Consider the following 13,630-nt stretch of genomic DNA (forward strand, 5'->3'; position numbering starts at 1 on the left):
TGGATCCTCGGGTCTACGCGTCCGCTTCGCTCCCGCTCCGCCCGTGGATGACGAAGTTGGGATGCTCTCGCTAACCTCAAGCGACGACGCTGGAAATTATCCTGGGATGGCGCGCTGGCTCGTCGGACAAGGCGCAAGCTAGGCAGACCGCGTCCTCAAATCAAAAGCGCCCGGCAGGGCCGGGCGCTCCGAGTTGCCTGAGATCTCAGAATTTCAAGCCCCGCGCATCAAACAGCCGGCGGCGAGCACGATGTAGGCGATGAGCATGATCCAAACGGACGCAAGCGGAATGAATGCAAGAACGCCAAGAGCGGCAAGAAGGCCGATGACGGCGATGACCAACGAAATAATGAACACGATCTGGGTGGGTGCACTGAGATTCATGTCTGGTCCCTCCAACATGATTCGCAACGCCTGGAGTCTATCAGCAGGCGCTTCATACACCAATGAGCTGGCGCAGCGGATTGGCGGGATCGGCTAACAACTTGACCGCTAGGGCCAGGCAGACCACGACGAGCAGCGGCTTGATCAGCCGGGCACCGATGCGGATGGCAAGGCTCGCGCCGACGCGGGCGCCGATGAATTGTGCTGCGCCCATCATCAGGCCGATTTTCCAGTCGATGACGCCGACGGCGGCGAAGACGACGAAGCCGCCGATGTTGGAGGCGAAATTGAGCAGCTTGGTGTGCGCCGTCGCCTTGAGCACGCCATAGCCGGCAAGCGTGACGAAGGCGAGCATGTAGAAGGAGCCGGCGCCGGGGCCGAAGACGCCGTCGTAGAAGCCGACCAGCGGCGGGATGATCAGCCCGAACAGGAAGGGCGACAGCCGTTCGGCGCGGTCGACGTCGTCCATGTTCGGCTTCAGCGCGAAGTAGAGCGCGATGGCGATCAGGAGCAGCGGGAGCAGGGCGCGCAGGAAATCGCCGGGCACGACCGTTGCCAAAAGAGCGCCGACCGCGCCGCCGGCAAGCGCCAGCAGCGCCGACGGCAGCTGGCGGCGCAGGTCAACCTGACCGTTGGCAGCATAATGGATGGTGGCCGAACCGGAACCGAACATGCCTTGCAATTTGTTGGTGCCGAGGGCTGCGACCGGCGAAAAGCCGGCGAGCAGCAGCGCCGGGATGGTGATCAGCCCGCCGCCGCCGGCGATTGAGTCGACGAAGCCGGCAGCAAAGGCGGCAGCAATCAGGATGAGGACGGTCTGCAGGGTAAGATCGATCATCGGGGAGGGATGCCAGGAAGGAAACCGCAGCTTCCACCACGCTCGCCCCGTTTGCGCAAGGGCGATTCCAAGCCAGAGCGGCTCGCCGTTACACGCCGAACCGCTCTGTCCGTTGCTTTGCCGCAATTCCGGACGGAAAACCGCTTCACACTTTTCCTGGAATTGCTCTAACAATCAGGTGGAATCGGAAAGGGGAGCTTGATGGCGATGGCGCTGCTCGACCAGATACGTTCGATCTTCGACGGTGACCCGGGCGTTCGCAAGGTGGCGGACGACCCGGTGCTGTCGGCGGAACTCTTGATGCTGTTTCGCATGATCCTGGCCGACGGTTCGGTTTCGGAGAGCGAGATGGTCGTCCTCCGCCGCATCTGCAGGGAAGCCTTCGGCATTCCCGAGGCCTCGATCGACAGCGTCATCGAATATCTCAACGATTATGGCTACGAGACCAACGGCTCGCAGGCGATCGCGCTGTTCCGCGATCTCGATGTCGAGCGCCGGAAACTGCTTGCGCGCCATATGGCCGAGATCGCCAAGGCCGATTCCAAATTGGCGGAGAGTGAGGTGAAGCTGCTGCGCCGCACGCTCGACTTGCTCGATATCAGCCCGGTCGATCTGGTGAAGCGGGAGGAATAGCCGGCCCGGCCGGCTGCTTAGCCCTGTTCCTGCATGCGTCGCGCGATGGCTCGGTGAAGATCGGGCGCCGCCGCGACCAGCGCTCGCGCCGCTTCCGAGCTGGGATGGTCGAGCACGTCGGCGGTCTTGCCGCGCTCGACGATCCTGCCTTCATGCATGACGAGCACCTCGTCCGCCATGGCGCGGGCGACCGTCAGGTCATGGGTGATGAAGAGATAGGCGATGCCGAGCTTCTGGTTGAGCTCGGCGAAAAGGTCGAGGATCTGGGCGCGGATCGAGACATCGAGCGCCGAGACCGGCTCGTCGGCCACCACCAGCTTTGGGCGGGTGATGATGGCGCGGGCGATCGATAGGCGCTGGCGCTGGCCGCCCGAGAATTCATGCGGATATTTGTCCATGTCGCGCGGACCGAGCCCGACTTCATCGAGCGCATGCGCGACCATCTCGCGCCGCTCGGCCTGCGTCGGCTGCTTTTCCAGAAGATGCAGCGGCTCGGCCACCAGCTTCTCCACCTTCTGACGCGGATCGAAGGAGCCGTAGGGATCCTGGAACACGACCTGCATGTCGCGCCGCGCCGGCTTCAGCTCGGCCTCCGCTTTACCCGTGATGGCTTCGCCGCGAAAGCGGATCGTGCCCGCCGTCGGCTTGTCCAGGGCGAGGATCATGCGGGCAAGCGTGGACTTGCCGCAACCGGAGCGGCCGACGAGCGCCACGGATTGCGCGGGCTCGATGGTGAGCGAGACATCGTCGACGGCGCGGATCGGTTGCGCCGGCCGGAGCAGGGATTTGCGCCGGCCCGGATAGTCACGGCCGACACCTTCGACTTCGAGCAAGGGCTTTGCCGACCCGGCAAGATGCGGTTTCGGCCGCGCCGGCAGGTGCATGGAAGCCAGCGCCAACTCGCGCGTGTAGGGATGCTGCTGCTCGGACAGCGTGCGCGCGGTGTCGCCGGCTTCCGTCACCTCGCCATGGCGCAGGATGGTCAGGCGATCGGCCATCTCGGTCACCACCGCGAGGTCGTGCGAGATCAGCAGCAGGCCCATGCGGTTCTCGCGGACCAGATCGCGCAACAGGTCGAGGATCTGCGCCTGCAGGACGACGTCGAGCGCCGTCGTCGGCTCGTCGGCGATCAGCAGCTTCGGCTTCAGCGCGCAGGCAATGGCGATGACGACGCGCTGCCGCTGGCCGCCGGACAGTTCGTGCGGATAACGCGACAGCGGGAATTTGGCCTCCGGCAGCCCGACGCGGTCCAGGATTTTTCGCGCGCGGTCCTCGGCCTCGGCGCGGCTCGCCTTGGCGTGCCAGCGGATGCCTTCGGCGACCTGTTCGCCGATCGTCTTGACAGGATTGAGCGACGTCATCGGCTCCTGGAAGACCATGCCGATATCGTCGCCGCGCAAGGCGCACATCTGGTCTTCGGTGGCGCGGAGGATGTCGATGCCGTCGAAGGTCACGCGACCCTCGGCGCGCGCCAGATGAGGGAGGAGCTGCATGATTGTCAGCGCCGTCATCGACTTGCCGGAGCCGGATTCGCCGACAAGGCCGACGACTTCGCCGGGCGCGACCGTCAGCTCGACGCCTTTGAGGATCGGCGTGGCGCCGATCGTAAGCGATAGGTTCTCGATCTCGAGCAGGCTCATCGGCGCCGCCGCGATTTCGGATCGAGGATGTCGGCGATGCCGTCGCCGAGCAGGTTCAGCCCAAGCACGGTGATGACGATCGCCATGCCGGGAAAGATCGCCATCCAGGGCGCGGTCACCATGCGCGTCTGCGCGTCGAACAGCATGCGGCCCCAGCTCGGCATCGGCGGTTGGGCGCCGAGGCCGACATAGGAAAGCCCGGCTTCGGCGAGGATGCCGAGCGCGAACTGGATGGTGCCCTGGACGAGCAGCAGCGTCGCGATGTTGGGCAGGATGTGCTCGATGGTGATGTGCGTCATGCCCTTGCCGGCGGCGCGCGCGGCGAGGATGAATTCGCGCGGCCAGATCGCCAGCGCGCCGGCCCGGGCGACGCGCGCGAAGACAGGTATGTTGAAGATGCCGATGGCGATGATGGCGTTGACGGCGCCGGGGCCGAAGATCGCGGTGATCATGATCGCCGAAAGCAGGGCAGGGAAGGCGAAGACGACGTCGTTGACGCGCATCAGCGCCTCGTCGGCCAATCCGCCCCGCGCGGCGGCCAGAGCGCCGAGCGGCAGGCCGATGCCCATGCCGATGCCGACTGCGACCAGCGCGACCGCGATCGAATTGCGGGCGCCGACCATGACCATCGACAGGATGTCGCGACCGAAATGGTCGGTGCCGAACCAGTGGGCCCAAGAGGGCGCCTGCGTCTTGTCGGCAATCACCAGCCTGGTGACGTCGTAAGGCGTCCAGACGAAGGAGACGAGCGCGACAGCCACGATCAGCAGCGTGATGACCAGACCGATCAGGAAAGAGCGGTTGCCGAAGGCCTTGGCTAGCACGCCGGCAAGGGTTTCCTCGGGGAGGTCGACGCGCATGGTCATTGCCGGCCTCTGAGGCGCGGGTCGACGATGGCGTAGGAGAAATCGACGAGGAGGTTGATCAGGATCACGGCGGCGACCAGAAGCATGACAATGCTCTCGACCACGATCAGGTCGCGCTGGGTGATGGCCTGGAAGATCAGCCGGCCGAGGCCAGGCAGGTAGAAGACATTCTCGATGATTATGGTGCCGGCAAGCAGGAAGGCGAATTGCAGGCCGAGGATGGTGAGCACCGGGATCATGGCGTTGCGCAACGCGTGGCGCCACAGCACGGCGCGGTAGGGCAGGCCCTTGGCGCGCGCGGTGCGGATATAGTCCTCGTTGAGCACCTCGATCAGCGCCGAGCGGGCGACGCGCCCCAGGATCGCCGCCTGCGGCAAGGCGAGGGCCACGGCCGGCAGGATCAGGGATTTCAACGCCGTCCAGACACCGGCACCCCAACCCGGGAAGCCGCCGGCCGGCACGAGCCGCAGCCAGACGGCAAACAGGTAGATCAACATCAGCGCGAACCAGAAATTCGGCACCGCGACGCCGATCTGGGCCGCGCCCATGGCCAGCGTATCGCCCGCGCGGCCCTGGCGGCTGGCCGAGAACACGCCGACCGGAATGGCGATGATGGTCGACAGTGCCAGCGCAATCAGCGCCAGCGGCAGGGAGACGGCGATGCGTTCACGCACCAGGTCGATGACGGGCACCGAATAGGTGTAGGAACGGCCGAAATCGAGGCTGAGCAGGCCGCCTGCCCAGTGCAGGTAGCGCAGCAGCAGCGGCGCGTTCAGCCCCATCTGGTTGCGCAGCAACTCCACCTGGTCGGCGCTGGCATTGAGGCCCAGCATCAGGCGCGCCGGGTCACCGGGCAGGACCTCCATGACCGCGAACACCACCATCGAGGCCAGCACCAGCGTGAGGGCCGCGATGATGAGGCGCTTTACGAGGTAGGCGGTCATGGGAAGCGATCGGGCGATCGCGCCGGGCTCAATCCGTCCACTTCACCTTGGTGAGATCATCCGCCTCGATCGGCCAGTTCGTCCACATGCCCTGCAGCTTGGCGTCCCACACACCGATCTTGGGCAGCTCGAACAGGTAGACGGCGGGCACGTCGTGCGCGAGAAACTTCTGCGCCTCGCCCAGCAGCTCCAGCCTCTTGTTCTTGTCGACCGTGGTGCCAAGCGCCTTGATCACATCGTTGAACTTCGGGTTGTCATACTGGAAATAGTAGCCGGGCCGCGAATAGATATCGATGTCGTTGGGCTCGACGTGGGAAACGATCGTCAGGTCGTAGTCCTTGTTGGTGAAGACCTGGCTCAGCCACTCCGCCCATTCGACGGGAATGATCTGCAAATCGACCCCGATCTCCTTCAGCTGGGACTGAATCACCTGGCCGCCGTCGCGTGCGTAGGGCACGGGCGGCAGCTTGATCGTGGCCGAGAAGCCGTTCTCCAGCCCCGCTTCCTTCAGATACGCCTTGGCCTTGGCGGTGTCGTGCGGATAGACGCCGGTGAGATCGACATAGCCCGCGTCGCCTGGCGAAAAATGAGAGCCGATCGGCTTTCCAAGACCGTTCGAGGCGGCTGCGATGATGGCATCGCGATCGATCGCCGAGGCAAGGGCCTGCCGCACGGCCAGCTTGTCGAAGGGCGGCTTCTTGTTGTTGATCGACAGGATCGTCTCGCCCTCGGTCGAACCGATCACGACACTGAAGCGCGGATCGGACTGGATCTGCCCGAGCGCGTCCTGTGCGGGCATGTTGGCGAAAGCCTGGATGTCGCCCGAGAGCAAGGCGGGGACGGCCGCGGCCACGTCGGGGACGATACGGAATGTCGCCTTGTCGAGCGCGGCGGCTGTACCCCAGTAGTCCGGGTTCTTGACGAGCGTGATCTCGGAACCCTTGGCCCAGTGATCGAGCTTGAAGGGACCGGTGCCGATCGGCTTGTCCTTGTTGCCGTCGGCCGACCCCTTCGCCACGATCACCGCCGCAACCTGGCCCATGTCGTAAAGGAAGCTGCCCTGCGGCCCGTCGAGAGTGACCTTGACGGTCGCCGGATCGACCACCGTGACATCGGTGATGTGGGCAAAGAGCGGCTTTTGCGGATTGAGCGAATCCTTGGCACGCGCACGATCCAGCGAGAATTTCACGTCGTCGGCGCTGAAGGCCGAGCCATCGTGGAACTTCACGCCGGAATGCAGCTTGAACGTGTAGGCCTTGCCGTCGTCGGAGACTGCCCAGCTCTCGGCGAGAGCTGGCTGAACCTGGCCGTTGTCGTCGATCCGCGTCAGCCCTTCAAAGACATTGGCATAGGTGACTTCGCCGATGGCCGCGGCCGCGCCGGCGGTTGGATCGAGATGTGGCGGCTCGAGCACGATGCCGAGCGTGAGGTCGGTGCGCGCGGCAAAGGCCGAGGTGGCGGGGGCAAGCGACAGCACAGCCGCGGCCAGGATGGTCTTCCACAGTCTCATCGCTGAACTCCCATTGCTCAAACATGCTCAAGCTGGCGGATAGAAGCGTGATTTGGCGCGCGAGTAAATTGCGTTTCGTGCTGCCGGGCGGCGCAAGGCGGAATGTTTTTGCCCATTAGCCGGTCGTGCCGCGCAAGAGCACATTGAGGCCGATCGCCATCACCTTGGCCGATTCCACCATGTCGGCGATGCCCACCCATTCGTCCGGCCTATGCGCGAGGTCGAGAATGCCCGGGCCATAGGCGATGCAGTCGTAGAGGTGGCCGAGGCGCGCGACGTGCTTCTGGTCGTAGGTGCCGGGCGAGATCACATAGTCGGGTTCGCGGTCGAACACCTCCATGATGCCCTTCGCGACGGCCTTCACCACTGGCGCGTCGCGCTCGGTCATCAGCGGCAGCACCTCCATCAGGTCGCGGATCTCGTAGTCGAATTTCTTGCGCTCGCGTTTCAACCGCTCCAGGATGCCGGTGACCTCGCCTTTGACGGTGGCGATATCCTCTTCGAGCAGGAAGCGCCGGTCTATGGTGAGCCGGCACCAATCCGGCACGTTGGGCGAGGGAAGCCCCGGCCGGAAATCCTCGGTCTGGCCGCCATGGATGGAATTGATGTTCATGGTCGAGCGCCGGGCGCCTTCCGGCACCACCGGCATGCGCGTCATCTTGCGGTCGAGCGCCGGGAACAGTTCTTGCTCGAAAGCCTGCAGGAGGGCGCCCATATGGCGCACCGCATTGTCGCCGAGGAACGGCATCGAGCCATGCGCGATCTCGCCCTTGGTCTCGATCTCGGCCCACCAGACGCCGCGATGGCCGAGGCAGATGCGGTCCTTGTTCAAGGGCTCCGGGATGATGACGTGGTCGACCTTCGGCTTGGAGAAATAGCCGAGCCTGGCCAGATGGGCGACGCCGCCGAAACCGCCGGATTCCTCGTCTGCCGTGCCCGAGATCTCGATGGCGCCGGGAAAGCCGGGATAGGCTTCCATGAAGGCTTCGACGGCGATGACCGAGGCCGCCAGGCCGCCCTTCATGTCGCAGGCACCGCGGCCATAGACCCTGCCGTCCTTCACCACGCCGGCAAAGGGATCGACGGTCCAGCCGTCGCCGGCCTCGACGACGTCGATATGCGAGTTGAAATGCACGCAGGGGCCGGGCGAGCGGCCGTCGAGGCGGGCGACCACGTTGACGCGTGGATAGCGGTCGCTGTCGCCAGGCGCGCCCTCGGCACGGATGAACTCGGTTTCGAAGCCGAGTTTCTTCAGGCGCTCGCCCAGGAACTCGGCGCATGGCCGGTAGGCTTCGCCCGGCGGATTGACGGTCGGGAAGCGGATCAGGTCCGCGGTCAGCGCAACCAAGTCGTCTGTCCGGTCCTCGACCGCCCCGAGAAGTCGCTCATTCATGCGAAGTCGTTCACTCATTCGGTGGATTGAAGAAGGAACGCAGCACTTTTGCAAGCAACCAGTCGCACATTGCCACACGACGATCGGGGAATGGCCCAACGCTCGCGCTTAAACTTCAGAGGGTGCGTGTCGAGGCGGCAACTATGCCGGGAAAATCGTTCAAATTCATCGGATTGGATTGGCGGATTCGTCAAGGAGTGTGTGGTACTTAACGCATCTGCCGGCAAAAAGATGGAAAAACCGCGTCAATGGCAGGGGCAATCAAAGGGGTTTGATCGCATGAAAAAGTTCGTTCTCATGGTAACCGTGCTGGCGACAGCGTTGTTCGGCGTGTCCGTCGCAAGCCGGGCAGCCAATCTGGTCGCCAATATCGACGTCTCGTCGCAGACCATGACCGTCAGCAAGTATGGCCAGGTGCTCTACCGCTGGAGCGTGTCGACGGCGCGGCCTGGCTATTTCACGCCGCGCGGCAGCTACCGGCCGCAATGGACTGCTCGGATGTGGTATTCGCGCAAGTATGACAACTCGCCAATGCCCTATTCGGTGTTCTTCCATGGCGGCTACGCCATTCATGGCACCGGAGCGGTGAGACATCTCGGGCGCCCGGCGTCGCATGGCTGCGTACGCCTGCATCCGGCCAACGCCGCGACCTTCTACACGATGGTCAAGGAAGTGGGCTTCGGCAACACGCGGATCGTTGTGACCAACTGATTGCGATAAGGCCGCCCAGTTATTGGTCAGCTGCCGCCTTCGCCTGTCGGCGCTTGCGGCGGCGGCCGCTGATTTCCCAACGCTTGTGGAACCACATCCATTGTCCTGGATCCTCGCGCACCCAGCGCTCGACCACATCGGTGAGCAGCTGGGTGGTGGCGTCGACATCGACGCTGCCCTCTTCGGTGCGCGGGAAGTCCAGCTTGTCCTCGATCTCAAGACGAAAGCGGTTGCCCGGCAGCCTGACGCAGCGGGCGGGGTAGACATCGCAGTCATAGTGGCGGGCAAGCATGCCAAGCATCGGGTTGGTCTGGCATGGACGGCCGAAGAAGGTCGTCTCCACGCCGCCCGAGAATTTCTGATCGACCAACACGCCGATATTGCCGCCCTTTTCCAGGATGGCGGCAAGGGCGAAGGAGGCACCGGCGGCGGAGGGCAGCAGGGCGCCCATCGAGGAGCGGCGCGTCGAATGGATGTAGTCGGCGAGGTAAGGATTGTTCGGCGGGCGAAACAGCGCCGTGATGTTCATGCCGAACGTGGCCGCGGCCACCGGCAGCAGCTCGAAATTGCCGAGATGGCCGGTGAAGAGGATGTGAGGCTTCTCCTCGCCGGCGATCGCGACGAAATGATCGATGCCGCGAACCTCGACCCGGCCCGGCTTCGCAGCGTCCGGGTCGAAGTCGAACAATGCATCGAGGAAGATGTATTCGGCCGCGAGACGGGCCATGTTGCCCCACATGTCGCGCGCGATGGCCTCGATTTCGGCGTCGCTCTTCTGCGGATAGGCAAGGCGCAGATTGTTGACCGCGACCCGGTGGCGCCCGACCAGCGGACCGACCCGGCGGGCGGCGCGGTCGGCGAAGTTGAGCGCGCTGTCCGGCGGCAACAGGCGCAGCAGCGACAGCAACACCATGGCGAGCCGGGCGACCAGCCAGTGCTCCATCTGGCGCAGCCGCAGGCCGTAGCGGAACATGAAGTCCCGGCGGGCTTTCCTGAGCGCGTTGCCGACCATCCGCCTTTCCTGGAACTGTTTTAGGAAACGCGCAGGATGATCTTGCCGAAGACGTCGCGGCCTTCCATGCGCTTCAGCGCGGCATCGATGTCGTCGAAACCCACCTCGGTGTCGATTACCGGGGCAACGAGGCCAGAGGCCATCTTCTGCATGGCGTTGGCCATGTTCTCCATGCGGCAGCCGAAGGAGCCGAGCAGCTTCAGCTGCTGCTGGAAGAGCTGCATCAAATTGACCTGCGTCGACACGCCCGAGGTCGAACCGCAGGTGACGAGGCGCCCGCCGCGCTTCAAGCACAGCATCGAGCCGGCGAACGTGTCGGCGCCGACATGTTCGAAGACGACGTCGACGCCTTTCTTCTTCGTCAGCTTGCGCACGACGCCCTCGAAGCGGTCCTCACGGTAGTTGATGACATGATCGGCGCCGAGCGCCTTGGCCTTGTCGATCTTGTCGTTCGAGCCGACCGTGGTGATGACCGTGCAGCCCATCTTCTTGGCCAACTGGATGGCGGCGGTGCCGATGCCGGAGCCGCCGGCATGGACGAGAATGGTCTCGCCGGGCTCCAGCTTCGCGTTGTCGAACAGCATGTGCTCGACCGTGCCGAAGGTTACGGGCGCGACCGCCGCGCCGATCTCGGTGACGCCGGGAGGAGCGGGCACCAGCAGGCGCGCCGGCAGGTTGATCTTCTCCTGGGCGAAGCCATCCAGATGGAAGCCATGGACGCCGGAAACATGCTCGCACAGATTGTCACGGCCTTCGCGGCAGGCGCGGCACAGGCCGCAGGTACGCGCGCCGTAGATCGACACCAACTGCCCCGGCAGCAGGTTGGAGACTCCTGGACCGACCGCCTCGACCTCGCCGGAAGCTTCGGCGCCGACGACCAGCGGCAGCTTGCGCTTGGCGAAAGCCATGCCGCGCCAGCCCCAGACGTCGATATGGTTGAGCGCCACCGCCTTGATGCGGAGCGTCACTTCGCCCAGCGAAGGCGGCGGGGGAGGCGGCAGGTCCACCGTTTCGAGACGGCGATCCTCGATAAGTTGCAATGCGCGCATAGGGCCTGTCAGTCGGTTCTAAAGCGCGTTGCGCTTCAGGTTCTTTGTCATGCATGTCGTTGTCGCAAGACCGATTTCACTTCGGCGCGACATGCATTGGCGGAAAAATGTCCGCTTAGACCGGTTCCCGCGCCATGACAAGGCAGGTGTTCTGGCCGCCGAAGCCGAAAGAGTTCGACAAAACCGTGCCGACCTCGGCGTTGCGCTTCTTGTTCGGGACGACGTCGAGGACAATGGCCGGATCGGGATTGTCGTAATTGATGGTCGGCGGGATGACGCTTTCGCGCATGGTCATCAGCGAGAAGGCGGCCTCGACCGCGCCTGCCGCCGACAGCGTGTGGCCGATCATCGACTTGTTCGACGAGACCGGCATCGAGCCGATACGCTCGCCGAACACGGTGGACAGCGACAGATGCTCCATCTTGTCGTTTTCCGGCGTCGAGGTGCCGTGCGCGTTGACATACTCGATCTCGTCCTCGCTCATGCCCGCATCGGCAAGGACGGCGCGCACCGCCGCGATAGCCGGCGACGCATCGGGCTTGGAGCGAGTGCGGTGGAAATCGTCCGCCTTTTCGCCGCAGCCGCGCATGATGCCGAGGATCGTCGCGCCGCGGGCCAGGGCTGCTTCCAGCGATTCCAGCACCAGAGCGCCAGATCCTTCGGCGAGCACGAAGCCATCGCGATCCTTGGAGAAGGGTTTCGACGCCTTTTCCGGGATGTCGTTATGGGTGGAAAGGGCAGAAAGCAGCGAGAAGCGGATCAGCGCCTCGGCCGTCGCCGAGCCGTCGGCGCCGATCGACAGCGCCTTGTCGCATTCGCCGCGCCGGATCGCCTCGACGCCGAGCTGGATGGCGGTGGCGCCTGAAGCGCATGCGGTCGAGAGCGTTATCGGCAGGCCGCGCGTGCCGAAGCGGTCGGCCAGTCGGTCGGCGATCGAGCCGAACTGGGTGGTTTCGAAGATGTCGAGCTCCTTCAACGCGCGGGCGACGCGCAGCAATCTCTCGGAACCGCCATCCTTCTTGTCGGAATTATAGAGCGAGAAACGGTCGGCCCAGTCGAGCTCGACCGGCGGCGAGGCGAGGAACAGCGGGCCGCCGAAATCGCCGGAATCGAGCCGTGCTTCCGACACGGCTTCTTGGGCCGCGGTCTCCGCCAGTTCGTAAGTGAGGTGGCTTGCGCCCTTCGAGCTCGACGGCAGGAAGTCGACCATGCCGGAAATGCGGGTGTTGAGGTGATCGACCGGAAAGCGGGTGATCGGATGGATGCCGGATTTACCGGACGTCAGCGCCGCCCAGTTGTCGGTCTTGCCGACGCCCAGCGACGTCACGACGCCGATGCCGGTGACGGCCACGACCGGCCTGCCCATGTGGTCTTTGAGATTGGCCATGTTTTGTCCTGACAGCCTCGATCGTACCTCAGGCCGCTTTGATCAGCCCCATGCCCTCGAATTGGTGATAGCCGATCGCCGTTGCAAGGACTGCCTTCGGCGCACCGTCAAACGGCTTCTCGGCTGCGGCATCGAAAACGGGGTAACCGGCCTTGCGGTCGATCGCCATGGCCGCGAGCGCCACGGCGAAGGGGAACTGCGCCTCCTTCATATGGCCGGTCAGCGTCGAGAAGCCGCGCACGGCGAGCGCCGGATTGGCGTCGAGCGCCGCTTTCTCCGCGGCGGTGGCTGCATGAGCGCCCGAAGCGCCGGATATCGTCAGCAGTTCGCCGGCGGGCAATTCGGCCTGCTTCAGTAGGGCCACGATCTCGGCATCCAACTCACCCAGGCGGCGTCTGGCGCGGCCGGACACGATGGGGCCGAGCTCGGCATAGATCCTTCGGCCGCGGCTTTTCGCGTGCTCGCGCTGCTCCAGCACCAGGAAAGCGCCGCCCGAACCGGTGACCACGCCGCCGCCCTCGGAGCCCTGACGCTGCCAGACCGGCTTCCAGGGGCCGCGATGCAGGTAGCCGGCGAGCTCGTAGCCCAGCAGCATGTCGGAATGCTCCGTCTGGAAGGCGCCGCCGACCAGAACATGGGTCGACTGTCCCGAGCGGATGCGCGCGGCTGCCGTCTCGACGGCCGAGACGCCGGCGCCTTCCTCGCCCATGAAGGTGCGGGAGGAACCGGTGACCTTGTGGACGATCGATATGTTGCCGGCGAGCAGGTTGGAGAGCTGGGCCAGGAACAAAGTCGGCCGCAGTTCCGTCGTCAGCTTCTCGTTGAGCAGCACGTCGCGGTCGTTGCGGCTTTCGGAAGCAGCAAGGATTGCGGCGTCGACGGCCTCGTCGCGCTCGCCGCCACCGGCCGCCACCACCATGTCCATGGTCGTGCAAAGCTCGTCATTGCCCTTGACTCCCGCATCGTCCAGCGCAAGGCCGGCGGCATAGGTGCCGAGGCGCTGCCAGGTTTCCATCTGGCGCTGGTCGCCACGTTTGGCGATCTGCAGGTTCCAGTCGATCTCGGGCAGAGGATGAATGGTATAGGGGGCGAAGCGCTCGGCATCGAGCACCGGCTGGAACCCAGGCTGCGTAAGCTTTTGCCAATGGGCATCCGGACCCTCTCCCAGCGAGGAGACAAGGCCGATGCCGGTGATGACGACGTCGTGGGAACTCATGGGCGGCTGTTGTGGGTCAGGCGACTTTTTGATTTTGCGCATGATCC

The 13,630-nt window shown here is 64.7% G+C and carries 13 protein-coding genes; 2 read left to right on the forward strand and 11 right to left on the reverse strand.

The genetic code is table 11. The annotated features are described in order from the left end of the window. Nucleotides 1–213: 213 nt before the first annotated feature. A complete protein-coding gene (locus tag EJ072_RS27760) occupies nucleotides 214–384 on the reverse strand; it encodes a hypothetical protein (protein ID WP_108702979.1) in 171 nt (56 codons plus the stop codon). 52 nt (nucleotides 385–436) lie between these two features. Continuing rightward, entirely contained in the window at nucleotides 437–1,222 is a 786-nt protein-coding gene (locus tag EJ072_RS27765; RefSeq protein ID WP_126082202.1) for a TSUP family transporter, read from the reverse strand. Between the two features lie 201 nt (nucleotides 1,223–1,423). Here EJ072_RS27765 and EJ072_RS27770 point away from each other — a divergent pair, with 201 nt between their 5' ends. Continuing rightward, on the forward strand, nucleotides 1,424–1,855 hold the full coding sequence (locus tag EJ072_RS27770) for a TerB family tellurite resistance protein (RefSeq protein WP_126082203.1): 432 nt from the start codon (nucleotides 1,424–1,426) through the stop codon (nucleotides 1,853–1,855). Between the two features lie 17 nt (nucleotides 1,856–1,872). Here the strand turns inward: EJ072_RS27770 and EJ072_RS27775 are convergent, their stop codons facing one another. From EJ072_RS27775 to EJ072_RS27795, 5 genes are all read right to left on the reverse strand, one after another. After that, nucleotides 1,873–3,495: a dipeptide ABC transporter ATP-binding protein gene (locus tag EJ072_RS27775; RefSeq protein WP_126082204.1), complete on the reverse strand. Its 1,623-nt coding sequence runs from the start codon at nucleotides 3,493–3,495 to the stop codon at nucleotides 1,873–1,875. Next, nucleotides 3,492–4,361 carry an ABC transporter permease gene (locus tag EJ072_RS27780; RefSeq protein ID WP_126082205.1) on the reverse strand — a complete coding sequence of 290 codons (870 nt, stop codon included), beginning with the start codon at nucleotides 4,359–4,361 and terminating at the stop codon, nucleotides 3,492–3,494. The genes EJ072_RS27775 and EJ072_RS27780 overlap by 4 nt, the downstream gene beginning before the upstream one ends. Further along, the gene (locus EJ072_RS27785; RefSeq protein WP_126082206.1) at nucleotides 4,358–5,305 is read right to left on the reverse strand and encodes an ABC transporter permease; all 948 of its coding nucleotides are present in this window, start codon (nucleotides 5,303–5,305) and stop codon (nucleotides 4,358–4,360) included. Before EJ072_RS27785 ends, EJ072_RS27780 begins: the two co-directional genes overlap by 4 nt. 28 nt (nucleotides 5,306–5,333) lie before the next feature. Continuing rightward, nucleotides 5,334–6,815, reverse strand: coding sequence for an ABC transporter substrate-binding protein (locus tag EJ072_RS27790; RefSeq protein WP_126082207.1), 1,482 nt, complete (start codon nucleotides 6,813–6,815; stop codon nucleotides 5,334–5,336). Between the two features lie 115 nt (nucleotides 6,816–6,930). Next, nucleotides 6,931–8,208: an acetylornithine deacetylase/succinyl-diaminopimelate desuccinylase family protein gene (locus tag EJ072_RS27795; protein ID WP_126082208.1), complete on the reverse strand. Its 1,278-nt coding sequence runs from the start codon at nucleotides 8,206–8,208 to the stop codon at nucleotides 6,931–6,933. A 279-nt stretch (nucleotides 8,209–8,487) separates the two neighbouring features. Here EJ072_RS27795 and EJ072_RS27800 point away from each other — a divergent pair, with 279 nt between their 5' ends. Further along, complete coding sequence (locus EJ072_RS27800) at nucleotides 8,488–8,919, forward strand: L,D-transpeptidase (protein WP_126082209.1); 432 nt, start codon at nucleotides 8,488–8,490, stop codon at nucleotides 8,917–8,919. 19 nt (nucleotides 8,920–8,938) lie between these two features. Here EJ072_RS27800 and EJ072_RS27805 read toward each other — a convergent pair whose 3' ends face one another. The 4 genes from EJ072_RS27805 to EJ072_RS27820 form a co-directional block, all read right to left on the reverse strand. After that, complete coding sequence (locus EJ072_RS27805; RefSeq protein WP_126082210.1) at nucleotides 8,939–9,931, reverse strand: lipid A biosynthesis lauroyl acyltransferase; 993 nt, start codon at nucleotides 9,929–9,931, stop codon at nucleotides 8,939–8,941. A gap of 20 nt (nucleotides 9,932–9,951) precedes the next feature. Continuing rightward, entirely contained in the window at nucleotides 9,952–10,980 is a 1,029-nt protein-coding gene (locus EJ072_RS27810) for a zinc-binding dehydrogenase (RefSeq protein ID WP_126082211.1), read from the reverse strand. Between the two features lie 115 nt (nucleotides 10,981–11,095). Next, nucleotides 11,096–12,367, reverse strand: a complete 1,272-nt coding sequence (locus EJ072_RS27815) for a beta-ketoacyl-ACP synthase (protein WP_126082212.1) — start codon at nucleotides 12,365–12,367, stop codon at nucleotides 11,096–11,098. Between the two features lie 28 nt (nucleotides 12,368–12,395). Then, the gene (locus tag EJ072_RS27820; protein ID WP_126083769.1) at nucleotides 12,396–13,583 is read right to left on the reverse strand and encodes a beta-ketoacyl-ACP synthase; all 1,188 of its coding nucleotides are present in this window, start codon (nucleotides 13,581–13,583) and stop codon (nucleotides 12,396–12,398) included. Nucleotides 13,584–13,630 lie beyond the last annotated feature (47 nt).

Origin of the sequence: Mesorhizobium sp. M2A.F.Ca.ET.046.03.2.1 (assembly GCF_003952425.1) — a bacterium.
In the GTDB taxonomy this organism is placed as follows: Bacteria; Pseudomonadota; Alphaproteobacteria; order Rhizobiales; family Rhizobiaceae; genus Mesorhizobium.